A 25,504-nucleotide genomic window follows, 5' to 3' on the forward strand; every position below is an offset into this window, starting at 1 on the left:
AGCACGACACATCACAGTAACCGCGACAGCACCCACCGCAGAGTAGTCCGTAGACTGTCCCCCGTGCCGACCGACCGCGACACCACCAAACCTGCCGGCGCGACACCGCACGCCCGCACCGGTGCCGTGGGTTCGACCGCCCGTCCGATCAGTGTGCACATGACCGGAGGCACGGCCAGTGACCCGCTGCGCGCCAACCTGGCCCTGATGGCACCGGGCACCGCCCTCCGGGACGGGCTGGAGCGAATCCTCCGCGGACGCACCGGCGCCCTGATCGTCCTGGGCTGTGACCGGGTCGTCGAGAGCCTCTGCACCGGCGGCTTCCCGCTCGACGTGGAGTTCTCCGCCACCCGCGTCCGCGAGCTGTGCAAAATGGATGGCGCCGTGGTGCTCTCCAGCGACGGCAGCCGGATCGTGCGGGCGGCAGTGCATCTGATGCCCGATCCCGCGATCCCGACCGAGGAGTCCGGCACCCGGCACCGCACCGCCGAGCGGGTCGCCCGTCAGACCGGCTACCCGGTCATCTCGGTGAGCCAGTCCATGCGGATCATCAGCCTCTACGTCAACGGCCAGCGGCACGTGCTGGACGACTCGGCCGCCATTCTCTCCCGGGCCAACCAGGCACTCGCCACGCTCGAGCGGTACAAGCTACGCCTGGACGAGGTCTCCGGCACTCTCTCCGCCCTGGAGATAGAGGACCTGGTGACCGTCCGGGACGCGGTCGCCGTCGTCCAACGGCTCGAGATGGTCCGTCGGATCGCCGACGAGATCGCCGGATACGTGGTGGAGCTGGGCACCGACGGCCGGCTCCTCGCGCTGCAACTCGACGAGCTGATGGCCGGTGTGGACGCCGACCGCACCCTGGTCATCCGGGACTACCTCCCCACCGGCCGCAAGTCCCGTACCCTCGACGAGGCCCTGGTCGAGCTGGACCTGCTGACCGCGGCCGAACTGATCGACCTGGTCGCGGTCAGCCGCGCGATCGGCTACCCGGCCGCCGCCGACGCACTCGACGCCGCGCTCAGCCCTCGCGGGTTCCGGCTACTGGCCAAGGTGCCGCGGCTGCCGGTGGCGATCGTTGACCGCCTGGTGGGGCACTTCGGCAGCCTTCAGCGGCTGCTCGGCGCGACCGTGGAGGACCTGCAGGCCGTCGAGGGCGTCGGCGACGCCCGGGCCAGGGGCGTCCGGGAAGGACTCTCCCGGCTCGCCGAGGCCTCGATCCTGGAACGCTACGTCTGACCGCCTGCCAGCGGTACGGATCCGTCAGCCGGTGACCTCGAGCTCCACGGGCTCGCTGTGCTTCGTGCCGACCCGGGCGAACACCTGGTAGGTGCCGGGCGGCGCTTCGGGGCCGACGGCGACCCCACCCTGACAGCGGGTGTCGTCGTTGCCGTTCCAGGTGATCCCATAGGACCGCTCAGAGTTTGGCGTGAACGACTTGACCGCCGAGCCCTCGCCGGTACCACAGCTGTCGGAGGACCAGATCATCGCCGCCCCCGACTTGAGGAACAGCTCCTGTAGGTCCGCCCCGACATCCCGGCTACAGGTCCGATCCGAGATATTTTTTATCTTCAATTGCAGTTCAACGGCATCGCCCTGGCCCACCGACGCCGGCTGGGCGACAGCGGTCACGCTGATGTCGGCATCGGTGCAGTCACCGTCACCGGTACTCGGGGGCACCGGGGGCGGGTCATCCACCTCAGTCCGCTCGGACGGCTCGGGGTTGGGCGGCTCCTCCCCACCGACGTCGCCCGAGTCATCCGGGGGTTCCGCCTGCCCATCCGGGGTTTTGGAGTCGGCTGGGGAGTCGCCGGAGGGCTGCTCTTGCCCGCTGGCATTCTTGCTGGCGGATTCGTCCGAATTACCCCATGAAGAGTAGAAAACCACCACCAGAAAGAGAAACACCGCTCCGAGCACAACGGCGCGACGCCGCCAGTAAACGGCGGGGGGCAAGGGGCCGACCGTCAGACGCATGATGCTCTACCGTAGCGGTGCCACGTACGGCAACCGACAGCGACGCGCCGAGCCAGTCCAGCAATGAAAGCTTTTCTCCACTTACCACAGCCCAAACCACCAAGGGTACGGGCGGGAGAACGGAAGGTGGTCACAGGTACACCTTGCGCTGGTACACGGCATGGGCACCGGCGACCCGGTCCAAAAACAGCAGACCCGCACAGTGGTCGATCTCGTGTTGCAGGGCCCGCGCCTCAAACGCGTCGGTCACCAACCGAACCGTCGCTCCGGTCCCCGGCAGGGCCCCCTCCACCACCAGGCGACCGGCGCGCTTGACGTCACCGGTCAGATCCGGCACGGACATGCACCCCTCCCGGCCTGCCTTCCACCGACTGGCCTCCACCACCACCGCGTTGCACAGCACGAACGCACCGTGCCCGATGCTGGCCTTCGGATGGCCGGTGACATCCACCGCGAAGACCCGGGCACCGACCCCGACCTGCGGGGCGGCCAGACCGACGCAGCCCGGAGCGACCCGCATCGTGGCGACCAGATCGGCGGCGAGGCGTACCGTCTGCTCCGCCGTCGGATCCACCTCGCCGCCGGCCCGGGTGAGCACCGCGGCCGGGGCGGACACCACCGGCCGCACCTGACCCGGCGGGCCCAGCACGTCCAGCGTCCAGTCGCCGAGGCCGGCGCGCTCCTCGCGGTTCACAACAGGTCCGGGTCGGCCGGCCGGAGGGTTACCTCCACCCCGAGTTCCGCGGCGGTCGCCGCCAACCGGGCCGTCACCTGCTCGGCCACGTCCGGCGGCAGCTCGACCTCAGCGAGGACGACGTAAAGCGCGCCAGCGAGGCGGGTACTCAGGTCCGTGACGTTGCCGCCCGCCTCCGCGAGCACCCGGGTCATCGCAGCGACGATGCCCATCCGATCAGCACCATGCACCGCCAGCACGTACGGCGCGCCGCTCGACGTCTGCTCCCCGTCGGGCACCACCGCGCGTACCGTCGCCAGGAGCTGACCGTCGGCGGCGAGCGGCGCCAGCGCGGCCTCGGCCTCGGCGGCAGCCGGGCCCACGCAGATCAACGTCATCGCGAAATGCCCCCGGAGCCGGGTCATGGTGCTGTCGGTGAGGTTCGCGCCGAGGCGGGCGAGCACCTCGGCGACATCGGCCACGATGCCGGGCCGGTCCCGGCCGATGACGGTGATGGCGAGCTCACTCATCCCCGGATTCTCCCCGATCAGGCCCACAACGCCACCCCATTACCGCCCGCTCGACCACTCGTCGGGACTGGTCAGCGGGTTGGCCGCCGTGGGGGCGCGCGCACCGCGGCGTGGCATGATCGACCGACGATGACTGAACCGACCTTCACCACCCGGGTCAGCCGGTGGTACATGCAGCACGCCCGGGACCTGCCGTGGCGGCGCCCCGAGGTTGGCGCCTGGGCCATCCTCGTCAGTGAGGTGATGCTCCAGCAGACCCCGGTCGCCCGAGTGCTGCCCGCCTGGACGGACTGGATGGCCCGCTGGCCTGCCCCGGCCGACCTGGCGGCGGAGCCGCCCGCAGAGGCGATCCGGATGTGGGGGCGGCTCGGCTACCCACGGCGGGCGGTTCGACTGCGTGAGGCCGCGGTGGCGATCGTGGAGCGGCACGACGGACAGGTGCCGAACCGGCTGGAGCAGCTGCTGGCCCTACCGGGAGTTGGCACGTACACGGCGCGGGCCGTGGCCGCGTTCGCGTACGGGCAACGGCACCCGGTCGTGGACACCAACGTCCGGCGGGTGATCTCTCGGGCGGTCGCGGGTGAACCGGACGCCGGCCCCGCCACCCGCCCGGCCGACCTGGTCGCCGCCGAGGAGCTACTGCCGGTGGAACCGGCCGCCGCCGCGCTGGCCAGTGCGGCCTTCATGGAGCTGGGGGCGGTGATCTGCACGGCGCGGTCGCCGCGGTGCGGGAGTTGCCCGGTCGCCTCGATCTGCGCCTGGCGGGCCTCCGGGGAGCCGGCGCCGACCGGCCCCACCCGACGTCCGCAACGGTACGCGGGCACCGACCGTCAGGTCCGTGGGCTACTGCTCGGCGTGCTCCGGGAGGAAACCGCTCCCGTGCCCCGGCAACGCCTGGACCAGGTGTGGGCCGACGAAGCCCAGCGGTTTCGGGCGTTGGCCGGCCTGGTCAACGACGGTCTCGTGGAGCAGGTCAACGAAACGTTTTTCCGGCTGACCGGGGACGGACCGCCGGTCCTCGTCCACTGAGCACGAGGACGGCCCGATGGCGATCGCCATCGGGCCGTTCTCGTCGGTGAGACCTGCCGGCCTAGGCCGCGTCGTCCGCCCCCGTGGCGGCACCGCCGAGGTCGGCCGGGACCGCGTCCGGCAGTTCGGCCGGTTTGTCGGTGCCGCGGAAGGTGAGGGTGGAGGAATCGATATCGGCCGGATCACCTTCGCAGTCAACGATGACGATCTGACCGGGGTTGAGCTCGTTGAACAGGATCCGCTCGGAGAGGTTGTCCTCGATGTCGCGCTGGATCGTACGGCGCAGCGGCCGGGCACCGAGGACCGGGTCGAAGCCCTTCGTCGCCAGGTACTGCTTGGCGTTGTCGGTGAGCTCCAGCCCCATGTCCTTGTTGCGCAGTTGGGTCTCGATCCGACCGATCATGATATCGACGATCGAGAGGATCTCCCGGTGGCGTAGCTGGTGGAAGACGATGGTGTCGTCGATCCGGTTGAGGAACTCCGGCCGGAAGTGCTGCTTGAGCTCGTCGTTGACCTTCTGCTTCATCCGGTCGTAGTTCGAGTCGGAGTCATCAGATGCCTGGAAGCCCAGCGAGACCGCCTTGGCGACATCGCGGGTACCGAGGTTGGTCGTCAGGATGATGACCGTGTTCTTGAAGTCCACGATCCGGCCCTGACCGTCGGTGAGCCGCCCGTCCTCGAGGATCTGCAGCAACGTGTTGAACACGTCCGGGTGGGCCTTCTCGATCTCGTCGAAGAGGACCACGCTGAACGGCCGCCGCCGGACCTTCTCGGTCAGCTGCCCGCCCTCGTCGTAGCCGACGTAGCCGGGAGGCGCACCGACGAGCCGGGACACCGTGTACCGGTCGTGGAACTCGGACATGTCCAGCTGGATCAACGCGTCCTCGCTGCCGAAGAGGAACTCCGCGAGGGCCTTGGACAACTCGGTCTTACCGACCCCGGACGGGCCGGCGAAGATGAACGAGCCGGACGGCCGCTTCGGGTCCTTCAGACCGGCCCGCGTACGGCGGATCGCCTTCGACACCGCTCTGACCGCGTCCTCCTGGCCGATGACCCGCTTGTGCAGCTCGTCTTCCATCCGCAGCAGCCGGGAGGTCTCCTCCTCGGTCAGCTTGTAGACCGGGATACCCGTCCAGTTACCGAGCACCTCGGCGATCTGCTCATCGTCGACCTCGGTGACGACATCCAGGTCGCCGGCCTTCCACTCCTTCTCCCGCTGCGCCTTCTGACCCAGCAGCTGCTTCTCGGTGTCCCGCAGCTGTGCGGCCCGTTCGAAGTCCTGCGCGTCGATCGCGGACTCCTTGTCCCGACGCACCTGCGCGATCCGCTCATCGAAGTCCCGCAGGTCTGGCGGCGCGGTCATCCGCCGGATCCGCATCCGCGCGCCCGCCTCATCAATCAGATCGATCGCCTTGTCCGGCAGGAATCGATCCGAGATGTACCGGTCGGCGAGGGTCGCCGCCGCCACCAGGGCCGCATCCGTGATCGACACCCGGTGGTGCGCCTCGTAGCGGTCCCGCAGCCCCTTCAGGATCTCAATCGTGTGCGGCAACGACGGCTCACCAACCTGGATGGGCTGGAAGCGGCGCTCCAGCGCGGCATCCTTCTCCAGGTGCTTGCGGTACTCATCCAGCGTCGTCGCGCCGATCGTCTGCAACTCACCCCGCGCCAGCATCGGCTTCAGAATGCTCGCCGCGTCGATCGCGCCCTCGGCGGCACCCGCACCCACCAGCGTGTGGATCTCGTCAATGAACAGGATGATGTCACCACGGGTGCGGATCTCCTTGAGGACCTTCTTCAACCGCTCCTCGAAGTCACCCCGATACCGTGAACCGGCCACCAGAGCACCCAGGTCAAGGGTGTACAGCTGCTTGTCCTTCAGCGTCTCGGGCACCTCGCCCTTGACGATCCGCTGCGACAGGCCCTCCACCACGGCGGTCTTACCCACACCCGGCTCACCGATCAGCACCGGATTGTTCTTCGTCCGCCGGGACAGCACCTGCATGACCCGCTCGATCTCTTTTTCCCGACCGATAACCGGGTCGAGCTTGCCCTCCCGGGCCGCCTGCGTCAGATTGCGACCGAACTGGTCCAACACCAGACTCGTCGAGGGAGCGGCCTCACCCGGCGCCGTCCCCGCCGCTGCCGGCTCCTTGCCCTGATAACCCGACAACAGCTGGATCACCTGCTGACGGACCCGATTCAGGTCCGCCCCCAACTTCACCAGCACCTGCGCCGCCACGCCCTCACCCTCACGGATCAGGCCCAGCAGAATGTGCTCGGTGCCGATGTAGTTGTGCCCGAGCTGCAGCGCCTCCCGCAGCGAGAGCTCCAGCACCTTCTTGGCCCGCGGGGTGAACGGTATGTGGCCACTCGGCGCCTGCTGGCCCTGCCCGATGATCTCCTCAACCTGCTGACGCACGCCCTCCAGAGAGATCCCCAGACTCTCCAGCGCCTTGGCGGCCACGCCCTCACCCTCGTGGATCAGGCCCAGCAGAATGTGCTCAGTACCAATGTAATTGTGGTTGAGCATCCGGGCCTCTTCTTGGGCCAGGACAACAACCCGACGCGCTCGGTCGGTGAACCGCTCGAACATGCCCTCGTGCTCCTCACATACCGTGCGCCTCGATGATCTAGATCGTGGCGGGGCCGCTGCGTGAACGCCCGGGACGGGCGTCCGTGCCTTTTAACTCTATCGCCGCGCGCCGACTCCGCTGGGGTCCTGCCTCCCCCGGTGGCGCCAGATACGCGCTGTTTTGCCCAACCGTCCGCGCTCAGCAGGTGTTCCGGTAGCAGCGCTGCTACGCGCAGAGCGAAATTCGGCCCCCGCCGGATCGACCCCACGACACCCCGGAAACCGCCACCGGCCCAGAAACAGCCCACCCGGCTCCCCGCCACCCGACACCGGCGGCCCCACCAGCGGTAGCGTCACCCACCTGGCCGCCACCGGGCCGAGACACAGCAACGCCGGCCCGGAGCCTGCGCTCCGGGCCGGCGTCCGCCGGATACCGGTCAGTGGCCGGCGCGAGCGTGGTACTCGTCCACGATCTCCTGCGGGATGCGACCCCGGTCGGAAATCTCCTTGCCGGCCTTCTTGGCCCAGGCCCGAATCGCCTTGTTCTGCTCACGATCGGCGGTGGCACCGCCCCGGCCCCGGGCAGCCCGGCCACCCACGACCACGCCACCCCGGCCCACCTTCGTGCCGTTGGCGACGTACGCGGCGAATACCTCCCGCAATTTCTCGGCGTTGACGCTCGACAGGTCGATCTCGTACTGAACGCCGTCGAGGGCGAACTTGACGGTCTCGTCAGCGTCCCCGCCATCCAGGTCATCGACCAGCTTATGAATGATCTGCTTGGCCACGTCCCACATTCCTTTCCAGCAGGGTGCAGCGGCTCTGCGAATCCCGCAAGAGCACAATAACCCGGATGACGCTCCGCGCGTCAATAGGATCCGGTTACGAGTCGGGTGACCCGACCGTCACTCCGGTCGGACCAGCGGGAAGAGGATGGTTTCCCGAATTCCCAGGCCGGTCAGCGCCATGAGGAGCCGGTCGATTCCCATTCCCATACCACCAGACGGTGGCATTCCGTACTCCAGGGCCCGGAGAAAGTCCTCGTCGAGCTGCATCGCCTCGTCGTCGCCCCGCGCCGCGAGCCGCGCCTGGGCCACCAGACGTTCCCGCTGAACCACCGGATCCACCAACTCCGAGTAGCCCGTACCCAGTTCGAAGCCGAGCACGTAGAGGTCCCACTTTTCGGTCAGGCCCGGCTCGGTACGGTGTGCCCGCACCAGCGGGCTGGTCTCCTCGGGATAGTCCCGCACGAAGGTGGGCGCCAGCAGACCCGGTACGACCAGCTCCTCGAACAGTTCCTCGGCCAGCTTGCCCGGACCCCACTTCGGGTCGACCGCCAAGTCCACCTTGTCGGCGTACTCGACCAGGCGGGCCCGCTCCGTGCGTACCGTGACCTCCTCTCCGAGCGCTTCGGAAAGGGAACCGAACAACGTCACGGAACGCCACTCACCGCCGAGGTCGAACTCGCGACCGTCCGCATGGGTCACCACCGTCGACCCGCCGACCGCGAGCGCCGCCCGCTGGATCAGATGACGGGTCAACTCACCGATCGTGTCGTAGTCGCCATACGCCTGGTAAGCCTCGAGCATCGCGAACTCCGGCGAGTGCGACGAGTCGACGCCCTCATTGCGGAAGTTACGGTTGATCTCAAATACGTGATCTACGCCACCAACGAGCGCGCGCTTGAGAAACAGTTCCGGAGCGATTCGCAGATAGAGGTCAGTGTTGAGGGCATTGCTGTGGGTCACGAATGGGCGAGCTGCCGCACCACCGTGCAGCAGCTGGAGCATCGGTGTCTCCACCTCGAGGAAACCCCGCTCGTGCAGCGACTCCCGCAGGCTTCGGACCGCGGTTGCCCGGGTACGAACCATCTGCCGGGCCTGCGGGCGAACGATGAGGTCGACGTAGCGCTGCCGGACCCGGGCCTCCTCACTGAGCGGCTTGTGCGCCACCGGCAGCGGGCGAAGGGCCTTCGCGGTGACCGCCCACCCCTGTGCCAGCACCGACAACTCACCGCGCCGGCTGGTGATCACCTCACCGGTCACCCCGACGAGGTCACCGAGGTCCACCAGCTGCTTCCAGTCCGCAAGCCGCTGCGCGCCGACCCGGTCCAGGGAGAGCATGGCCTGCAGCTCGGTCCCGTCGCCGTCGCGGAGCGTGGCGAAACAGAGCTTGCCGGTGTTCCGCACAAAGATCACCCGGCCGGTGACCGACACCTGGTCCCCGGTGGCCGTGTCGGTGGGCAGGTCGGCGTAGCCCTGGCGGATCTCGGCGAGCGTGCTGGTCCGCGGATAACCGAGCGGATACGGTTCGATCCCCTCGGCGAGCATCCGGTCCCGCTTCTCCCGGCGGACCTTCATCTGCTCCGGAAGGTCATCGGCGGGGTCAACTGGTACGGCGTTCTGCTCGATCACGGCGCGCTTCCTCAGGCAGGGAATTCGGGTGGGGTCAGCCCCCGAGCGTACTCAAGGGCTCTCGCGGGGGACATCGGATAGCCGGCCGCCATGACCGAACCCACGCCCACTCCCGCGTTAGGGGGGCGATGACGACCGATTACGACCGAAATACCCGCAATTACTTGGGTTGACGCTGACCACCATGACTGTCTCCGCCCCGCGACCGGCCGGGCCGTCCGCGAGCGGTCCGGGGCTCAAACGTTGCGGTCGTAGACCATCCGAAGCCCAATCAGGGTGATCATCGGCTCGTGGTGGGTGATCGTCCGGCACTCCTGCATCACCAACGGGGCCAGCCCCCCGGTGGCGATCACCGCCTTGACCGTACCCAGCTCCTCCACCATCCGCTCAACGATCCGATCCACCTGCCCGGCGAAGCCGAAGTAGAGGCCGGCCTGCAGACATTCGACCGTGTTCTTGCCGATCACCGAACGCGGCCGGGCGGCCTCGACCTTGCGCAGCTGGGCGGCGCGGGCCGCGAGCGCATCAAACGAAATCTCGATGCCGGGGGCGAACGCCCCGCCCAGGAACTCGCCCCGCCCGCTGATCACGTCGAAATTGGTGGTGGTGCCGAAATCAACGACGATCGACGGGCCACCGTAGAGGTTGTACGTCGCGAGCGTGTTGACCACCCGGTCGGCACCGACCTCCTTGGGGTTGTCGATGGCGAGCTGCACCCCGGTCCGCACCCCGGGCTCGACGATCATGTGCGGCACGTGGGCGTAGTAGCGGTCCAGCATCGTACGCACCGACCGGAGCGCAGCGGGCACCGTCGAGCAGGCGGCCACCCCGCTGATCTCCACGTCGGCGCCGGAGAGCAGCCCCCGGAACATCAACCCCAACTCGTCCGCGGTAGACCGCGGATCCGTGTTGATCCGCCAGGAGTGCACCAGTTTGTCGCCATCGAAGGTCGCCAGCACGGTGTTGGTGTTTCCGATGTCGATGCAGAGCAGCACACCGACAGCCTAGACAACCGCCAACGCCCGCCGCCTCACCCCGTCCGTAGGTCCAGCGCGACGTCCAGAATCGACGACGAGTGGGTGAGCGCGCCAACCGACAGGAAGTCCACCCCGGTCGCCGCCACCTCGGCCGCCACCGCCAGCGTCAGCCCCCCGGTCGCCTCCAACTCGGCCCGCTCCCCGACCGCGCGCACCACCTCGCGCAGCAGCTCCACCCCCATGTTGTCGACCAGCAGGAAGTCGGCGCCCGCCTCCACCGCCTCCACCGCCTCGGCGAGGGTGTCCACCTCCACCTGCACCTCCACGTCCGGGAAGGCCGCCCGGACCCGCCGGTACGCCGCGGCCACCCCACCGGCCGCCAGCTTGTGGTTGTCCTTGACCATGGCCACGTCGTGCAGGCCCATCCGCTTGTTGGTGCCGCCGCCGGCGCGGACCGCGTACTTCTCCAGCGCCCGCAGGCCCGGGGTCGTCTTCCGGGTGTCCAACACCATCGCCTTCGTGCCGGCCAACGCGTCGGCCCAGGCCCGGGTGTGGCTGGCGACACCGGACATCCGGGAAAGCAGGTTCAGCGCGGTGCGCTCGGCGGTGAGCAGCAGCCGGGTCGGGCCGGTCACCGTGGCCAGCACGTCGCCACGGGCCACCCGCTGCCCGTCGTGGGCGACGAGCGACACCGCCACCGTACGGCCAGCTCCGGTCACCTCGCCCACCAGCTCGAACACCGCTGCGGCCACCGGCAACCCGGCGACCACCCCGTCGGCACGCGCGACCAGGTCCGCCGTGTCAACCTGGCTGTCGGGGATCGTGGCGACACTGGTCACGTCGAGAAACTCCGACCCCAGGTCCTCCAGGAGCGCGTCGATGATCACCCGTCGTACGCGCTCCGGGTCCAGCCCGGCCGCCCGCACCAAGCCCTCGGTCTCTCCCGTCACCTGTCCTCCCCACGCTCGGCAACCCCGAACCCCTGCCACCTTCGCAGCAGCCGGCCCTGTGGATCAATGGTGCCAACCAGGTGGCCACGCCACCGCTCGTCGGCCATCGGAAAGTCCTCCCGCCAGTGGCAACCCCGGGTCTCCCGCCGCGCGGTGGCGGCCGCCACCAGCACGGTCGCCACCGTCAGCAGATTCGTCGCCTCCCAGTCCGCGGTACGGGGAACTCCCGCGGCGTCGCCGAGCGTGACCAGGGCAGCCGCCGTGTCGGCCAGGGTCGCCGCCGACCGCAGCACGCCCGCGCCCCGCGTCATCGCCCGTTGCAGGTCGGGAACGCCGGCGACGGGAAGCACCCGACCCGTACCCCCCACCCAGGCACCGGTCGAGGCCGGGCGCAGCTGCTCCGGCAGGCCGGTCGCCAGCTCCTCGGCGATCCGGCGGGAGAAGACCAGCCCCTCCAGCAGCGAGTTGCTGGCCAGCCGGTTCGCGCCGTGCACACCGGTGCAGGCGACCTCACCGCAGGCGTACAGGCCGGGGATGGAGGTACGGCCATGCAGGTCGGTACGGACGCCGCCGGAGGCGTAGTGTGCCGCCGGTGCCACCGGAATCAGATCGGTCGCCGGATCGACGCCGATGGCCAGGCAGGACGCCACAATGGTGGGAAAACGGCGGGCAAGGAAGTCACCGCCGAGATGCCGGGCGTCGAGGAAGACCTGGTCCGCACCGGTGGCCAGCAGCACCCGGTGGATGGCCTTCGCGACCACGTCCCGGGGAGCCAGCTCCGCCAACTCGTGCTGCCCGACCATGAACCGCTTGCCGTCGGAGTCCACCAGGTGGGCACCCTCGCCCCGCAGCGCCTCGGAGACCAGCGGCTGCTGGGCGTGCCGGGCCCCGGACGCCCGGGCGGACGGCGGGACGATCAGCGCGGTCGGGTGAAACTGGACGAACTCCACATCGGTGACGGCGGCCCCGGCCCGCAGCGCGAGGGCCACCCCGTCGCCGGTGGAGACCGCGGGATTCGTGGTAACCCCGAAGACCTGCCCCATCCCCCCGGTCGCGAGCACCACCGCGCGCCCCAGGATCGCGCCAACGCCGTCCTCGCTGCCCTCACCCAACACATGCAGAGTCACCCCACAGGCGGGGCCGAGCCCGTCCGGACCGGCACCGGGGGCCCGCAGCAGGTCCAGCACCAGGGCGTGCTCGACGAGCCGGATCCACGGATCCCGGCGAACGGCGGCGTGTAGCGCCCGCTGCACCTCCGCACCGGTGGCGTCGCCACCCGCGTGCACGATCCGGTCCGCTCGGTGCCCGCCCTCCCGGGTGAGCATGAGCGAGCCATCCGGGTTGCGGTCGAACTCCGCGCCGATCCGCATCAACTCCCGCAGCCGGGTGGGCCCCTCCTCGACGAGGACCCGGACCGCCGCCGGATCACTGAGGCCAACCCCGGCGATCTCGGTGTCCGAGGCATGGGCCGTGGGGGTGTCGTGCGGATCGAGCACCGCGGCGATGCCGCCCTGCGCCCAGCGCGTCGAGCCCTCCTCGATGTCAACCTTGGAGACCACCGTGACGTGCAGACCCGCCTCCCGCAGGTGGAGCGCGGCGGTCAGCCCGGCGACACCAGAACCGACGACGATCACATCAGTCGTCTCCACCCACCCGGGCGCGGGCGCCGCCAGTAGCCGGGGCAGGGCCGGCCAGTCACCGGTCGGTAGCTCCATCCCCACAGTCAACCCGAACAACGCACGTGGGAGGCGCCGGGGGCGAGACGAGTGGTTTGGGCAACGCCGTACCCGACCGGGCCGACCCGCACGCCGACGAAGCCGAAGGAGAGCGCCGCAGGCTCCTCGTCACCGGTTCCGGACCGGCAACCGGGCCGGGCCGGCGCCCTGCAGCGACCCGGTCACCTGACGGTCGCTGAGCCACAGGTAGCAGCGGACCCCCCGATCGCCGACCTCCCACCGGCCCGCGCTGGGTGGACGGACCACCACATCGACCCGTAGCCGTAGCGTCGGGTCGTCGGGCACCTCCGTGAAGCGCGCGATCTCGCTGCGGCAGCCGGCGTAGAGCGGCGCCCAGTCCGCGTCCGCGGTGGGGTACGGGCGCTTCGGTGCCCGCCACACCCCGACGAACTCCGCGTCGTGTCGGCTGCGGCAGTCCACGGGGTGCAGCGCACCCACCCCACCGCCCCGATCCGGACCACTCTGCTGGCAACCGAGCCGCAACGGTGACCCGGCGGCGAGCCCGCCGCGCAGACTGCCGGTGCGGAGCACCACCTCGGCGTCCACCTCAGCGGAGGTCACCTCGGTGAGGTCGCAGCGGTACCAACGGGAACCAGCGGCCCAGCCCGAGGGGGACGGGAGCGCCACCCAGAGCCGCAGCCGCCCGACCCGCCAGTCGGCCCCCACGTACGTGCTGGTGCGGGTGTCACAGTCGACGAACGCGATCCGCAGGTCAACCGAGCCGGCGGCCGGTGGGCCGGACCGCCCGGTCGAGAAGGTGCCCACGTGCACGGTCTCGACCCGGTGCGGGGCCGAGCACTCCACTGGTTGGTACGCCGTCAGGGTCACCTGGGTGGTGGCGTCGGCCACCTGGCACACCCCCACTTCGGGAGTGAACGGACCGGCGGCGGGTAGCGCACCCCAGTCGTCGGTCAGGTCGCCGTCGGTCGGCCCGGCACAACCCGCCAGCAGCACCACCACCGTCGCCGCGCACCACGCCCGCATGCCGCCGACCGCCCGCGCGCCCTTCCCGACCCGATGCCTCACGCCGCCTCCCAGAGTCGACGCCCCGCCTACCAACGAGTCCACCCAGGGTAGCCAAAGATGCCCGGTGAGTAACAGATCCTCGTGGCGTGGCTCCGGTGGGCGGGCGCAGTGCGGGCCGGGCGGGCGACCCGGTCGGGCCGGGCGGGCGGGCGACCCCGGTCAGGCCAGCGAGTCCGCCAACGGGTTGGGGACCGGCGCCCCCGCCGTCCCGGGCGCCGCCGTGGCCGCGTCCGCGGTCAGGTCCACAATCCGGTTGCCCGAATCGACGTGCACGATCCGCGGCTGGTAGGTACGCGCCTGCGCGTCCTCCAGCTGTCCGTAGGCGATGAGGATGACCAGGTCACCCGGGTGGACCAGGTGGGCGGCGGCGCCGTTGATACCGATCACGCCGCTGCCCCGCTGCCCCGGGATCACATAGGTCTCCAACCGGGCGCCGTTGGTGACGTCCACGATCGCCACCTGCTCACCGGGGAGCAGGTCGGCCGCGTCAAGCAGATCCTGGTCCACCGTGACCGATCCGACGTAGTGCAGGTCGGCCTGGGTGACCGTGGCCCGGTGAATCTTCGACTTCAGCATGGTGCGCAGCATCGGGCGCCTTTCGTGAGATGGGTCAGAAACGCGGGTCGAGCTGGACGGACACGTTGTCGATCAGGCGGGTGGCGCCGACCCAGGCGGCGGCGAGCAGCCGTGCCGGACCCACGCCCGGACCCGGATCCAGCTCCGGGTCGGTGAGCACCAGGTAATCCAGTTCGACGCCGGGCGGGCCGGAGTCGAACGCGGCGTGCGCGGCGGCCAGCACCCCGCCCGAGTCCGCGCCCCCGGCGGCGGCTGCCACCCCCGCCCGCAGCGCCCCCGACAGGCTCAACGCAGCCGCCCGCCCATCGGGCGACAGGTAGCGGTTCCGGCTGGACAGCGCCAACCCGTCCGGCTCCCGAACGGTCGGCACGCCGACGATCTCCACCGGCACCTCCAGGTCGCGCACCATCCGGCGGATCAGGGTCAGCTGCTGGTAGTCCTTCTCGCCGAAAAACGCGCGGTCCGGCCGGGTGAGCTGAAGCAGCTTCAGCACCACGGTCAGCACCCCGTGGAAGAAGCCCGGCCGGCTCTGCCCCTCCAACTCCTCGCCGAGCCGGCCCGGGTTGACCCAGACCCGGGGCTGGCCCTGCGGGTACAGCTCCGACACGTCCGGCGCGAAGACCACCGCGGCGCCGGCCCGGCGGCAAATCTCCAGATCCGCGTCGAGGGTGCGGGGATACCGGTCGAAGTCCTCGTCCGGCCCGAACTGGAGCGGATTCACAAAGATCGTGACCACGACGCTGTCGGCCTGCTCCCGGGCCGCCCGTAACAGGGTCTCGTGCCCGGAGTGCAGGGCACCCATGGTCATGACGACGCCCACGCTGCCGGTCAGCGCCGCCCGCGCCGCCGCCAGGTCGGCACGGGTGTGTACCAGCTTGGTCACGCAGCACCCTCCCGATCCCGCCCACCCAACGCCTCCAGCACCGGCTGCGCCGCCGTGGGCTGTAGCCGGCCGCTCGCGATCACGCGGTCCGCCGTCCGTCGGGCTAACGCCAGGTAGGGGCCCACCGATTCCGGCGCGGTCGCCGCGAGCTGGGTCAGGTGCCGCTCAACGGTGCCGGCGTCGCCCCGGGCGATCGGGCCGGTCAGCGCATCGTCCCCGAGCCGCAGCGCGTTGTCCAAGGCGGCCCGCAACAGCGGGGCGAGCACCCGCTCCGGCTCGGTCACCCCACCGTCCCGCAGCCGGTCGGCCGCCTCGTTGACGAGGGTGATCAGGTGATTGGCGCCGTGCACGAGGGCGGCGTGGTAGAGCGTTCGGTCCGACTCCGCGACCCACTCCGGTACGCCGTCGAGGTCGGCGACGAGCCGGGTGGCGAACGGACGCAGCTGCGCCGGGGCGGTCAACCCGTACGAGATGCCGGGCAGTCGGGTGAGATCGTCCGGCGTACCGGTGAAGGTCATCGCGGGATGCAGGGCCAGCGGGGTGGCCCCGGCCCCGACGACCGGCGCCAGCACCGCCAGGCCGTGCGCGCCGGAGGTGTGCGCGACCACCTGACCCGGACGCAACGCCCCGGCCTCGGCGAGCCCGGCGACGACCGTCGCCAGCGCGTCATCCGGCACCGCCACCAACAGGAGGTCGGTGGCGCTCCGGGCCACCGAGGTGGCCGACCGCTGCGGCACATCGGGCAGGAGCAGCGCCGTCCGGGCGCGCGAGGCGGCGGAGCCGCCGGTCGCGGCCACCACGCGGTGGCCGGCAGCGGCGAGAGCGGCGGCCAGGACGGCACCGACCCGGCCGACACCGATCACGCCGACGGTCAGGGAACGGGGGGTGGGAGCATCAACCGACTGATCGACGGGACGCGGAGACAGCGAAGCACGCATAACGATGATCCAGTCCTCGGAGGGGTACCGGTCGCTGGCAAGTATGCGCCGCGGCGCCGCAACCGGGACAGGGAGGTGTGAAAACGTTCACCACCAGAGGGAGGGGCGAACCGCTCGCCACCGAAGACGACGAGCGGGGCCGCTCCACAACCGGGGCGGCCGGACCGAAGGAGAAGCTGATGTCGATCCGCTGGCGGGACGCGATGGAGCAGGCGCTGTACGGGCCGGGCGGCTTCTTCGTCTCCGGTGCCGGCCCGGCCGACCACTTCCGCACCAGCGTGCACGCCTCCCCGGCGTTCGCGGCGGCCCTGCACCGGCTGATCGCCACCGTTGACGCCGCCCTGGACCACCCGGACCCGCTCACGGTGGTCGATGTCGGAGCGGGGCGGGGCGAGCTACTGCACACGCTGCACGCCAGCATCGCCGGGGCCACCGACACGTCCCTCGCGCACCGGCTGCGCCTCACCGCCGTCGAACGCGCCCCGCGCCCCACGGACCTGCCCGCGGAGATCACCTGGACGCGCGAAATCCCCGCCGGTGTCACCGGCCTCCTCCTGGCCACCGAGTGGCTCGACAACGTCCCGCTGGACCTGGCCGTGGCCACCCCGGCAGGCTGGCGTTACCTCCTGGTGCACCCCGCCACCGGCGAGGAGACGGTCGGCGGCCCGGTCAGCCCGGAAGACGCCGACTGGTTGGCCCGATGGTGGTCGCCGCCCGCCGACGATGAGCCGGGCATCCGCGCCGAGATCGGCCGGACCCGCGACGACGCCTGGGCGAACGCCGTCGGGCGGCTCGACCGGGGGCTGGCGGTCGCCGTGGACTACGGGCACCTCCGGCAAACCCGACCGGGCGCCGGCACCCTGACCGGCTACCGGAACGGGCGGCAGGTCCCACCGGTACCCGACGGATCGTGCGATGTCACCGCGCACCTCGCCGTGGATTCGGTCGCCGCCGCCGGTACGCGGGTCGCGCAGGTCCCGTACACCCTGGTGGCACAGCGGACGGCGCTGCGGGCGCTCGGTGCCGACGGCCGCCGCCCACCGCTGGCGCGGGCCAGCACCGACCCGGCGGGCTACCTCCGGGCCCTCTCCGCCGCGTCGGCGGTGGCCGAGCTGATCGACCCGGCCGGCCTCGGCGGGCACTGGTGGCTCCTCCAGCCGGCCGGCGTCGCCCTCGACCCACTCGTGGCACCATGACAGGCATGACCACGGACGCCGATCTCCGCGAACTGACCGTCGGCACCGGCGCCGGTGGGGAACAACTCGGCACCGACATGGTGCTCAACATCGGTCCGCAGCACCCCTCCACGCACGGCGTACTCCGGCTGCGGCTGGTGCTCGACGGCGAACGGGTGGTGAGCGCCGAACCGATCATCGGGTACATGCACCGGGGCGCGGAGAAGCTGTTCGAGGTCCGCGACTACCGGCAGATCATCGTGCTGGCGAACCGGCACGACTGGCTCTCCGCGTTCGCCAACGAACTCGGCGTGGTGCTCGCCGTGGAGCGGTTGCTGGGGATGGAGGTTCCGGAGCGGGCCACCTGGCTTCGGATGGCGCTCGCCGAGCTGAACCGGATCCTCAACCACCTGATGTTCCTCGGCTCGTACCCGCTGGAGATCGGGGCGATCACCCCGATGTTCTACGCCTTTCGGGAACGGGAGACGCTCCAGGCGGTGCTCGAGGAGGTCTCCGGCGGGCGGATCCACTACATGTTCAACCGGGTCGGTGGGCTCAAGGAGGAGGTACCGGCCGGCTGGACCGGGCGGGCCCGGGCGGCTATCGGCGAGGTCCGGCGGAGCCTGCCCGACCTGGACAACCTGATCCGGCGCAACGAGATCTTCCTGGCCCGTACCGTCGGCGTGGGGGTGCTCTCGGCGGCCCAGGCCGCCGCGTTCGGCGCCTCCGGACCGGTCGCCCGCGCCTCCGGCCTCGACCTCGACCTACGCCGGGACGAGCCCTACCTGGCGTACGACCAGCTCGATGTGCCGGTGGTGACCCGCACCGCTGGTGACTGCCACTCCCGCTTCGAGATACTGCTCGACCAGGTGTACGTCTCGCTCGACCTCGCCGAGCAGTGCCTGGACCGGGTGGACCAGCTGACCGGCCCGATCAACACCCGGCTACCGAAGGTGCTCAAGGCGCCCGAGGGGCACACCTACGCCTGGACCGAGAACCCGCTCGGCATCAACGGGTACTACCTGGTGTCCCGGGGGGAAAAGACGCCGTGGCGGCTCAAGCTGCGCACCGCGTCGTACGCCAACGTGCAGGCACTGGCCACCCTCCTGCCCGGTTGCCTGGTGCCGGACCTGGTCGCCATCCTCGGCTCGATGTTCTTCGTGGTCGGCGATATCGACAAGTGAGGGGGCCGGCTGCGCGCGTTCGGGGTTGCCGCAGCTGTCAACGCCAACGGTTGTCCCCACGGCCGTACTGACCCGGCTCGGGCTGGCCCTGCGGCCCGGGCCGCCACCGAGGCTCCGGCTGCCGCTGCGGCTCTGCCTGCCGTTGCCGGGGCGGCCCCCACTCGGCGGACGGCGGGGGCAGCGCGGATCGTTCCACCGGTTCGGACCACCCGCCGTGCCCGGCGTCAGCGCGGTCGCGGCCGGGCTCGTCCCGGCGGACCGCGGCCCACCGCTGGTCCACCCGGTACTCGGCACCGCCCCGATCCGTGCGGACCTGCGCCCGCTGCTCGCCCAGCCGCAGCTCGCGCCCCCGCTCGTCCTCGCGGACGGCGGCCCAGCGGTTTCCGGCCCGCAGCTGCGACCAATACTCGCCCTCCGCGTCGCCGCCCGCCACAAGCTCCCCACCATGCTGGTCAACGCCGCCGCGGTCAGACCGCCCATCGTCCCAGCCCCGGCCGTCGGACTGGTCGGCCCAGCCTTGGGCATCCCACTGCGCCCCAGCCCGGGCAACCTCCGGTGGCTCGCCCTGCCCGCGAGCGTCACGCGCCCGCCCGCCCCGCTCCGACCACGACCGGTCAGCGGAGCCGTCGGCACCAGCCCTCCGGACCTCATCCTGGGCGGCCGGCCAGGAGCGGCGCTCCCGGTCCTCGGCCCACGACGGTGCGTCCGGGCCGGACGGCCATCCTCGGTCGTAGTCGCGGGCGCCGGCGGGGTTCCGGGCGCCGTCGACCACGGTGTGCCGGGTGACGTGCACCGTCTCGGTGTGTCGCACCACGCCGCGCAGGGGGGCGGCGTGCCGGCCCTCCGGCTCCGGTGACCAGACGCCACCGGCGGTGGCGCCATAAGTACCGGCCGGGCCGGCGGTGGCGCCATAGGTGCGGGCGGGCCGCTCGGTGCCGGGCTGACCAGCGAAGCGGTCGTCGGCCCCGTGCTCTCCGGTCGACGGCCGGAAGGCCGCGTAGGCCCCGGCCGCCCCGGCCGGGGAGTGGCCGCCCGGTAAGTGGCCCGGAGACTGGGATTCACCGACGCGGTTCCGGTCGCGCTCGTGCTCATCCCAGCGATCGGCATCCGGAACGGCTGCCCGCCCGGCCGGGGCGTCAACCGGGACCGGGACCCGCTGCGCACCGCCGGTCGCGGCCGGCGCGGCGGCACCTGCGTCAAGCCGGCGGCCCAGCGCCACAACCGCCTCCTGGGTGCGCTGGGTCTGGTCGAGTGCCTGATTACCCCGTTGGGCCGCAGCCACGATCTCACCGTGCAGCTCATGGCGAAGCCGTTCGATCTCGCCCCGCAACTCCCCGACCCGGGCGCCGCCGTCGGGGCGCAACGCGATCGAGAGGCCGATCAGCACCACCGCCAGGAGTGCCAGTACGGCGGCGACCCGTAGCGGGCCGTTACTGTCGGCGACAAGCACCAGCAGCGCCGCCACCGGGGCGCACGCCACACCGGCCCGGAACAGTGCCGTGGACAACCGAGGGTTACGCGGGTCATCGGTCACGGCCGGGACTGGCATGGCTCTGCAGCCTACCGAGAGTTGTCCCGCGTGGGAACGGCAGCGCAGCTCGCCCTGCCTGCTGCGGGGCTCAGCCGGCGGTGAGGGCTCCGTCGGAGGAGAACACCAGACCCACGCTGACCTCGCCGGTCCGCAGCGCGTTCTTCGTCTGCGGTCCGCCGGCATCGAGCGAGCTGAACGACCCGGCCCGGAAGTCATAGACCTCGACCAGCCCGACCTGGCACTTCGGCCGCTGCGGGCACTCCGGCGGACCGGCCAGCACGGTCTCCTGGCCCGAGCACTTCTCGGCCAGCTCGGAGAGCGTCCGCACGCCGTACTGGTCGGCGAAGGCACCCGTGACGGCGAAGGCGTTCTGGTTCTGGGCCGCGGCCGGCGCACCGAGGGCCAGGTTGGCCTCCGCGCTGAGCGCCTTCAGCGCGGCGACCGTCTCGTCCAGGTTCGGCGAGGAGACCGGCTCGGCACCCTCGCCGTTCGCCTTGGTGTTGAGGAACTCGGCCAGGGTTGCCGCGTACTCGGGGAAGACCTGGATCTCGCCCTTCTCCAGGGCCGGCTCGTAGAGTTCCCGGCTACCGATCTGCTGCACCTCGACCTGGTAGCCGGCGGCGACCAGCACGATCTTGTAGAGCTCGGCGAGGGTCTCGCTCTCGCTGAAGTTGGCGGCTCCGACCCGGATCGTGCCGCCGGGCCCCGGCTCGATGCCGGCGGTGAGGTCGTTGGCGGTGGCGAACTCAGCCGCCGCGACCGCGGGGGTCTTGCGGTCCTCGTTCACGGCCTTGTTGAGCTGGATCAGCTTCGGTGTGTCCAGTGCGGCGGAGACCTGATCCAGGGCGGCGATGAGCGGCGGGGTCGCGGCGTCGGCGTTGACCACGGGGATGATGTTGTCGCTGTTCTGCAGCGACTTGTCGTCGGTCAGCACGACCAGCTCGTCGCCGGCCACCGGGGCGCAGCCTTCCCCCGCCGCCGCTGTCTCGGGCGCGTCCGTGCCGGAGGAACCGGCCTGGCCGCAGCCGGTCAGGAGCCCGGCGGTGGTCAGGACGCCGACAGCGCCGATCGCCAAACGTGTGCGTGCGTGCATCTCTGCCGCCTTCCGTGTCCCGGCACGGCTCCGGCGCCGGCCGCGTGTCCGACGGGCGATCGATGCCCGTACTCCCACCCAACATCTTCGCGCCGGGTACGACAAACTCCGGTCATACTTCGTCACCGGATCGTCACCCGACGCCCAACCGGGAGCGCCGGATGCCCCGGCACCGGAGTCAGGCCCCGCTGACCGCGGCGGCCGCGCGCCGCCCCGCCCGGCGGCCGCGGTTGCGCAGCGGTCGCGGGGTGACCAGCCGCTCGACCAGCGCCAACACCAGCTCCACCAGCATCGCGAGCCCCGCCACCAGCAGCCCCCCGGCGAGGATCTGCCCGCCGCCGGCGGCGATGTCCAGGCCGAACCCGGCCCGGATGATCTGCCCCAAGCCGCCGCCATTGACGAAGGAGGCCAGCGCGGCGGTGGCCACCACCTGCACCGAAGCGGTGCGAAACCCCGCCGCCAGGTACGGCACGGCGAGCGGCAGCTCGACCCGACGCAGTAGCTGCCAGCTGGAGAAGCCCATCCCCCGGGCCGCGTCCCGGGCCTCCGGATCCACCGCACGCACCCCGGTGTACGCGTTGGCCAGCAACGGTGGGATCGCGAAGACCGCCAGCGCCACCACCACCGGGGGCCGGCCAAAGCCCAGGAAGGTCAACGGCAGGATGGTGAGCAGGGCCAGCGTCGGCACGGCCAGCGTCAGGTTGGCTACCAGTACGACCAACCCGCCGCCGCGCCCGGTATGCCCGAGCCAGAGCCCGATCGGCCACGCGACCAGGCAGCCCAGGAGCACCGCCGCCGCGGAGATGGCGAGATGTTCGCCGGTCCGGTCCAGGATGCCGCCCGGATTGGTCCAGTTCAGCGGGTCGTTGAGCCAGACCACCGCCGCCTCGATCGGCCCCGCCGCCACGGTCATGCCGCGCTCCGGCGACGCAGCCACGGGGTGAGCAGCCGCCCGGCACCGGCCAGGGCGAGGTCGAACACCAGGGCGAGCAGGACGCAGAGCAGCGTACCGGTCATGATCTGCGCTTTGTAGAAGTTGTTCTGGAAACCAGAAAAGATCAACTGGCCGAGCCCGCCCTGCCCCACGACCACCCCCACGGTGACCAGCGCCACCGTCGAGACCGTCGCCAACCGCAGCCCGGTGAGGATGCCCGGCAGGGCCAGCGGCAGATCGATCCGTAACAACCGCCCCCAGCGGCCGTACCCCATGCCCTCCGCCGCCTCCCGCACCTCGGGCGGCACCTGGGTGAGACCCGCGAGCGCGTTGCGGACAATCACCAACAGCGCGTAGAGCACCACCACGGTCAGCACGGTCACCACCCCGATCCCCAGGTACGGCGCGAGGAAGGCGAACAACGCCAACGACGGGACGGTGTAGAGCACACCGGTGACCGCCAGGATCGGCCCGGCCAGCGCGCGGAACCAGTACGCGGCCACGGCCAGCGGCACTGCGATCAGCATCGCGATGAGCACCGCCCGCAGCGTAAGCGAGGTGTGCTCGCGCAGCGCGGCGAGGATCGTGTCAGAGTTGTCCCGCACGTACTGCCAGGAGAACCACGGGTTACCCGGGTCGGCCCGGTAGCTCAGGCGGAAGGACATGTGTGGACGTTACCCCGCGGGGATCCGCTGACGACGAGGCGCGTGCGGCCTCGATCTCCCTCGACGAGATCGGCAAACGCTACCCGGACGGCACCGAGGCGGTCCACGAGCTGACCCTGGAGGTCACCGCCGGCGAACTGGTGGTGCTGATCGGCCCCTCCGGCTGCGGCAAATCGACCGTACTGCGGATGGTGAACCGCCTCATCGAGCCGACCAGCGGCCGGATCCTGCTCGACGGGGCAGACGTCACCCGGGTGGACCCGGTACGGCTACGCCGCCGCATCGGCTACGTGATCCAGAACGTCGGCCTCTTCCCGCACCAGACCATCAGCGCGAACGTCGCCACCGTGCCGCAGCTGCTCGGCTGGCCCCGGGAGCGTCGCCGGCAACGGGTCACCGAGCTGTTGGAGCTGGTCGGCCTGGACCCGACCCAGTTCGGCGCCCGCTACCCGCACGAGCTCTCCGGCGGTCAGCGGCAGCGGGTCGGCGTGGCGAGGGCACTCGCCGCGGACCCGGTGGTCCTGCTGATGGACGAGCCCTTCTCCGCGGTCGACCCGATCGTCCGGACCCGGCTCCAGGAGGAGTTCCTGCGGTTGCAGGCCGAGGTTCGCAAGACCATCGTGCTGGTGACGCACGACCTCGACGAGGCGGTTCGGCTGGGCGACCGGATCGCGGTGCTCTCCGAGGGCGGCCGCCTGGAACAGTTCGACACCCCGGCCGCCGTGCTCGGCGCACCGGCCACCCCGTTCGTCCGGGAATTCGTCGGTGCCGACCGGGGCATCCGACGCCTGGCCGTCACCCCGGTCACCCGGGAGACAATCGAGCCGGTCCCCGCCACCCCGATCTCCGCCGAGCTCCCCACGGTGCCACTCGGGTCGTCGGCGTACGACGCGCTGGGGGTCCTGTTGACCACCAGGGCGGACCGGGTGGTGGTGACCGACCAGGAGCAACCCGTGGGTGTCCTCACCCAATCCCGCCTGCTCAGCCTGGGGCACGCCGACGACCGGCGCCGGCCGCCCGCTCCCAACGGGGCGGTTACCGCCGTAGATAGTCGATGAAGGCCGCCCGCAGCACCGGCGCCAACTCCTCGTAGCCGTGGCCGGTCAGCTCCCGCCACAGCGCCACCGCCTCGTCGACGGTCGGCCCGACCGAGTTCGGCGCGCCGTCCAGGGCAGCGGCCTCGTCGGCATTCGGCAGGTGCCGCAGAACTGACCAGAAAAACCGCACGTCACGGCGCTCCCGCGCCACCGCGAACGCCTGCTTGCGCAGCTCCTCGGTGGAGAGTGCGTCCAACTCCTCGAACGACCGGCCGGCGGGGAAGGTCGAAGGTGTGTCGGTCATGCGGCCGAGCCTAACCGCCAAGCTCCCCGCCGACCGGCGAGACGCGGGTCAGCGCCGGCTGGGGTCCCAGTGCCGTCCGGTCCCCCAGTCCGGGAGATCCCACTGGTTGGTTGGGCGCTCGGCGGGCGGGGGCGGCAGCGTCGCGGCCCAGTCCGTGAACGGCTCGGGCCGCCGCGTGCTCCATTCGGCATGCAGCTGCTCGTCCGGATCGGGGCTGTCGTCAACCGCCTCCCGGTCGTCCCGCGCGCCCCCGTACGCCTCGATCATCCGGGTCACCACCAGCCCCACCCCGAGCGCCACCGCCCCGACCGCCCAGCGACTCGCCGTCAGGCCGCTCGCCTGCAGGTCGGTACGGACGAGCGTGACCAACGAGACGGCGAGCAGGGTACCGAGGATGCCACCCCGGCGGCCGAAGGCACTGGTGCCGGCGAGCAGCGCCGTCCCCACCGCCAGGACGGTCCAGTCCAGCCCCGACCCCACGGCGACCGGGCCAGCGGCGGGCGTCCCCAGTAGGGAGCCGGCCAGCACGGCCAGAACGCTGGAGGCGACCAGCGCGCCGCCGGCCACCACCGGGCCCAGCGCCCCCTGCCGGCGGGCCGGATCGGTGACCGGTCGGAACCGGCCGATCAGCCGACGGATCGGTGGTAACGCGCCGAACAGCCCGCCGAGCACGGTGAGCGCCGCGAACCCGGCGAACAGGTAGAGCGCGTCGCTCGTCGGATCGTAGCTACCCTGCGGCAGAACCGGCTCACTTCGCCGCTCGATGTACCCGACCAGCGCCGCGCCAGCGGCGAGGCTGGCCGCCCACGCGGGGACGTGCAGCACCGTCACCACGAACGCCAGGAGCAGCCCGCCGAGCACCGCGGCGGCGATCGCCGGGCCGAGGGCGGCCGCCGCACCCCGGTCCCCCTGCTCCGCCATGTGCAGCGCCGCCGCGACGGCCGCCGGACCGATCGCCAGGTTCACCGCCGAGGTACGCAGGCTCAGCCCGGCGGCGAGGGCCAACAACCCGAGGACGGCTCCGTCAACGAGCAGTGACCGCAGGCCGTCGCCCCGCAGCGTCTCCGGGTTTTCTCGCCAGAGCAGGTACGCGACCCCGACCGCGCCCACCAGGAGCAGGAGTTCCCAGACGACGTGCACGCCGAGCCGGTCCCCACCGGACTCCACCTGGTCCGGATCCGGGTCAGGGGCGACGGTGTTGGCGCTGGGGGAGATCTCCGAGCTACCTCGCGCCGACTCGTCGTGCCCCATGCAGCCGCCCTCCACTGGCCGTCCGTCCCGGGTCCCCACGCGCGGAGCG

The 25,504-nt window shown here is 71.3% G+C and carries 24 protein-coding genes; 5 read left to right on the forward strand and 19 right to left on the reverse strand.

The genetic code is table 11. The annotated features are described in order from the left end of the window. The first annotated feature begins 63 nt into the window (after nt 1-63). On the forward strand, nt 64-1,239 hold the full coding sequence (gene disA, locus H0524_RS19465) for a DNA integrity scanning diadenylate cyclase DisA (RefSeq protein ID WP_018726606.1): 1,176 nt from the start codon (nt 64-66) through the stop codon (nt 1,237-1,239). A 24-nt stretch (nt 1,240-1,263) separates the two neighbouring features. Here disA and H0524_RS19470 read toward each other — a convergent pair whose 3' ends face one another. From H0524_RS19470 to H0524_RS19480, 3 genes are all read right to left on the reverse strand, one after another. Then, nucleotides 1,264-1,974 carry a hypothetical protein gene (locus H0524_RS19470; protein WP_180199934.1) on the reverse strand — a complete coding sequence of 237 codons (711 nt, stop codon included), beginning with the start codon at nt 1,972-1,974 and terminating at the stop codon, nt 1,264-1,266. A gap of 130 nt (nt 1,975-2,104) precedes the next feature. Continuing rightward, nucleotides 2,105-2,668, reverse strand: a complete 564-nt coding sequence (locus H0524_RS19475) for a peptide deformylase (RefSeq protein ID WP_180199935.1) — start codon at nt 2,666-2,668, stop codon at nt 2,105-2,107. Then, nucleotides 2,665-3,177, reverse strand: a complete 513-nt coding sequence (locus H0524_RS19480; protein ID WP_026322618.1) for a glycine cleavage system protein R — start codon at nt 3,175-3,177, stop codon at nt 2,665-2,667. Before H0524_RS19480 ends, H0524_RS19475 begins: the two co-directional genes overlap by 4 nt. Nucleotides 3,178-3,306: 129 nt before the next feature. Here H0524_RS19480 and H0524_RS19485 point away from each other — a divergent pair, with 129 nt between their 5' ends. Further along, nucleotides 3,307-4,206 (forward strand): A/G-specific adenine glycosylase, encoded by a 900-nt coding sequence (locus tag H0524_RS19485; protein ID WP_180199936.1) that lies wholly within the window; start codon nt 3,307-3,309, stop codon nt 4,204-4,206. Between the two features lie 61 nt (nt 4,207-4,267). Here the strand turns inward: H0524_RS19485 and H0524_RS19490 are convergent, their stop codons facing one another. From H0524_RS19490 to H0524_RS19535, 10 genes are all read right to left on the reverse strand, one after another. Further along, nucleotides 4,268-6,802, reverse strand: coding sequence for an ATP-dependent Clp protease ATP-binding subunit (locus tag H0524_RS19490; RefSeq protein WP_180199937.1), 2,535 nt, complete (start codon nt 6,800-6,802; stop codon nt 4,268-4,270). Between the two features lie 416 nt (nt 6,803-7,218). Next, nucleotides 7,219-7,569, reverse strand: a complete 351-nt coding sequence (locus tag H0524_RS19495) for an Lsr2 family protein (RefSeq protein WP_033660423.1) — start codon at nt 7,567-7,569, stop codon at nt 7,219-7,221. 117 nt (nt 7,570-7,686) lie between these two features. Continuing rightward, nucleotides 7,687-9,195 (reverse strand): lysine--tRNA ligase, encoded by a 1,509-nt coding sequence (gene lysS / locus H0524_RS19500; RefSeq protein WP_018726600.1) that lies wholly within the window; start codon nt 9,193-9,195, stop codon nt 7,687-7,689. Between the two features lie 236 nt (nt 9,196-9,431). Continuing rightward, nucleotides 9,432-10,190, reverse strand: coding sequence for a type III pantothenate kinase (locus H0524_RS19505; RefSeq protein WP_018217457.1), 759 nt, complete (start codon nt 10,188-10,190; stop codon nt 9,432-9,434). 35 nt (nt 10,191-10,225) lie between these two features. Continuing rightward, a complete protein-coding gene (nadC, locus tag H0524_RS19510; RefSeq protein ID WP_180199938.1) occupies nt 10,226-11,122 on the reverse strand; it encodes a carboxylating nicotinate-nucleotide diphosphorylase in 897 nt (298 codons plus the stop codon). Beyond that, a complete protein-coding gene (locus H0524_RS19515; protein WP_180199939.1) occupies nt 11,119-12,837 on the reverse strand; it encodes an L-aspartate oxidase in 1,719 nt (572 codons plus the stop codon). The genes nadC and H0524_RS19515 overlap by 4 nt, the downstream gene beginning before the upstream one ends. Nucleotides 12,838-12,966: 129 nt before the next feature. After that, the gene (locus tag H0524_RS19520; RefSeq protein ID WP_375372015.1) at nt 12,967-13,884 is read right to left on the reverse strand and encodes a septum formation family protein; all 918 of its coding nucleotides are present in this window, start codon (nt 13,882-13,884) and stop codon (nt 12,967-12,969) included. A gap of 159 nt (nt 13,885-14,043) precedes the next feature. After that, complete coding sequence (panD, locus tag H0524_RS19525) at nt 14,044-14,472, reverse strand: aspartate 1-decarboxylase (RefSeq protein WP_018815114.1); 429 nt, start codon at nt 14,470-14,472, stop codon at nt 14,044-14,046. A gap of 22 nt (nt 14,473-14,494) precedes the next feature. Continuing rightward, entirely contained in the window at nt 14,495-15,343 is an 849-nt protein-coding gene (gene panC, locus H0524_RS19530) for a pantoate--beta-alanine ligase (protein ID WP_180199940.1), read from the reverse strand. Beyond that, complete coding sequence (locus H0524_RS19535) at nt 15,340-16,281, reverse strand: Rossmann-like and DUF2520 domain-containing protein (protein ID WP_180199941.1); 942 nt, start codon at nt 16,279-16,281, stop codon at nt 15,340-15,342. The genes panC and H0524_RS19535 overlap by 4 nt, the downstream gene beginning before the upstream one ends. A 179-nt stretch (nt 16,282-16,460) precedes the next feature. On the opposite strand from H0524_RS19535, the gene H0524_RS19540 reads away from it, so the two are divergent. Both H0524_RS19540 and H0524_RS19545 read left to right on the forward strand, forming a co-directional pair. After that, complete coding sequence (locus H0524_RS19540) at nt 16,461-17,477, forward strand: SAM-dependent methyltransferase (RefSeq protein ID WP_180199942.1); 1,017 nt, start codon at nt 16,461-16,463, stop codon at nt 17,475-17,477. After that, nucleotides 17,474-18,640, forward strand: coding sequence for an NADH-quinone oxidoreductase subunit D (locus tag H0524_RS19545; RefSeq protein WP_180199943.1), 1,167 nt, complete (start codon nt 17,474-17,476; stop codon nt 18,638-18,640). The genes H0524_RS19540 and H0524_RS19545 overlap by 4 nt, the downstream gene beginning before the upstream one ends. A 37-nt stretch (nt 18,641-18,677) precedes the next feature. On the opposite strand, the gene H0524_RS19550 is transcribed toward H0524_RS19545, so the two are convergent. The 4 genes from H0524_RS19550 to H0524_RS19565 all read right to left on the reverse strand — a co-directional run bounded on the left by H0524_RS19550 (nt 18,678) and on the right by H0524_RS19565 (nt 22,863). Beyond that, nucleotides 18,678-20,189, reverse strand: coding sequence for a hypothetical protein (locus H0524_RS19550; RefSeq protein WP_180199944.1), 1,512 nt, complete (start codon nt 20,187-20,189; stop codon nt 18,678-18,680). A gap of 70 nt (nt 20,190-20,259) precedes the next feature. Further along, nucleotides 20,260-21,264, reverse strand: a complete 1,005-nt coding sequence (locus H0524_RS19555) for a glycine betaine ABC transporter substrate-binding protein (protein ID WP_180199945.1) — start codon at nt 21,262-21,264, stop codon at nt 20,260-20,262. A 178-nt stretch (nt 21,265-21,442) separates the two neighbouring features. Beyond that, nucleotides 21,443-22,177 carry an ABC transporter permease gene (locus H0524_RS19560; protein WP_180199946.1) on the reverse strand — a complete coding sequence of 245 codons (735 nt, stop codon included), beginning with the start codon at nt 22,175-22,177 and terminating at the stop codon, nt 21,443-21,445. After that, nucleotides 22,174-22,863 carry an ABC transporter permease gene (locus tag H0524_RS19565; RefSeq protein ID WP_180199947.1) on the reverse strand — a complete coding sequence of 230 codons (690 nt, stop codon included), beginning with the start codon at nt 22,861-22,863 and terminating at the stop codon, nt 22,174-22,176. The genes H0524_RS19560 and H0524_RS19565 overlap by 4 nt, the downstream gene beginning before the upstream one ends. Before the next feature lie 2 nt (nt 22,864-22,865). On the opposite strand from H0524_RS19565, the gene H0524_RS19570 reads away from it, so the two are divergent. Beyond that, the gene (locus H0524_RS19570) at nt 22,866-23,921 is read left to right on the forward strand and encodes an ABC transporter ATP-binding protein (protein WP_180199948.1); all 1,056 of its coding nucleotides are present in this window, start codon (nt 22,866-22,868) and stop codon (nt 23,919-23,921) included. On the opposite strand, the gene H0524_RS19575 is transcribed toward H0524_RS19570, so the two are convergent. Both H0524_RS19575 and H0524_RS19580 read right to left on the reverse strand, forming a co-directional pair. Further along, nucleotides 23,899-24,204: a hypothetical protein gene (locus H0524_RS19575; protein WP_180199949.1), complete on the reverse strand. Its 306-nt coding sequence runs from the start codon at nt 24,202-24,204 to the stop codon at nt 23,899-23,901. The genes H0524_RS19570 and H0524_RS19575 overlap by 23 nt on opposite strands. 48 nt (nt 24,205-24,252) lie before the next feature. Further along, entirely contained in the window at nt 24,253-25,455 is a 1,203-nt protein-coding gene (locus H0524_RS19580; protein WP_180199950.1) for an ABC transporter permease, read from the reverse strand. Between the last annotated feature and the right edge of the window lie 49 nt (nt 25,456-25,504).

This window comes from Salinispora sp. H7-4 (assembly GCF_013416675.1).
Classification (GTDB): Bacteria; Actinomycetota; Actinomycetes; order Mycobacteriales; family Micromonosporaceae; genus Micromonospora; species Micromonospora vitiensis.

What these genes read in the sequence shown, in the direction of transcription:
- H0524_RS19470 (WP_180199934.1), bottom strand. Translation starts at nt 1,974, where the DNA reads ATGCGTCTGACGGTCGGCCCCTTGCCCCCCGCCGTTTACTGGCGGCGT.
- H0524_RS19480 (WP_026322618.1), bottom strand. Translation starts at nt 3,177, where the DNA reads ATGAGTGAGCTCGCCATCACCGTCATCGGCCGGGACCGGCCCGGCATC.
- H0524_RS19485 (WP_180199936.1), top strand. Translation starts at nt 3,307, where the DNA reads ATGACTGAACCGACCTTCACCACCCGGGTCAGCCGGTGGTACATGCAG.
- H0524_RS19490 (WP_180199937.1), bottom strand. Translation starts at nt 6,802, where the DNA reads ATGTTCGAGCGGTTCACCGACCGAGCGCGTCGGGTTGTTGTCCTGGCC.
- H0524_RS19515 (WP_180199939.1), bottom strand. Translation starts at nt 12,837, where the DNA reads ATGGAGCTACCGACCGGTGACTGGCCGGCCCTGCCCCGGCTACTGGCG.
- panD (WP_018815114.1), bottom strand. Translation starts at nt 14,472, where the DNA reads ATGCTGCGCACCATGCTGAAGTCGAAGATTCACCGGGCCACGGTCACC.
- H0524_RS19535 (WP_180199941.1), bottom strand. Translation starts at nt 16,281, where the DNA reads ATGCGTGCTTCGCTGTCTCCGCGTCCCGTCGATCAGTCGGTTGATGCT.
- H0524_RS19540 (WP_180199942.1), top strand. Translation starts at nt 16,461, where the DNA reads ATGTCGATCCGCTGGCGGGACGCGATGGAGCAGGCGCTGTACGGGCCG.
- H0524_RS19545 (WP_180199943.1), top strand. Translation starts at nt 17,474, where the DNA reads ATGACAGGCATGACCACGGACGCCGATCTCCGCGAACTGACCGTCGGC.
- H0524_RS19550 (WP_180199944.1), bottom strand. Translation starts at nt 20,189, where the DNA reads ATGCCAGTCCCGGCCGTGACCGATGACCCGCGTAACCCTCGGTTGTCC.
- H0524_RS19555 (WP_180199945.1), bottom strand. Translation starts at nt 21,264, where the DNA reads ATGCACGCACGCACACGTTTGGCGATCGGCGCTGTCGGCGTCCTGACC.
- H0524_RS19560 (WP_180199946.1), bottom strand. Translation starts at nt 22,177, where the DNA reads ATGACCGTGGCGGCGGGGCCGATCGAGGCGGCGGTGGTCTGGCTCAAC.
- H0524_RS19565 (WP_180199947.1), bottom strand. Translation starts at nt 22,863, where the DNA reads ATGTCCTTCCGCCTGAGCTACCGGGCCGACCCGGGTAACCCGTGGTTC.
- H0524_RS19575 (WP_180199949.1), bottom strand. Translation starts at nt 24,204, where the DNA reads ATGACCGACACACCTTCGACCTTCCCCGCCGGCCGGTCGTTCGAGGAG.
- H0524_RS19580 (WP_180199950.1), bottom strand. Translation starts at nt 25,455, where the DNA reads ATGGGGCACGACGAGTCGGCGCGAGGTAGCTCGGAGATCTCCCCCAGC.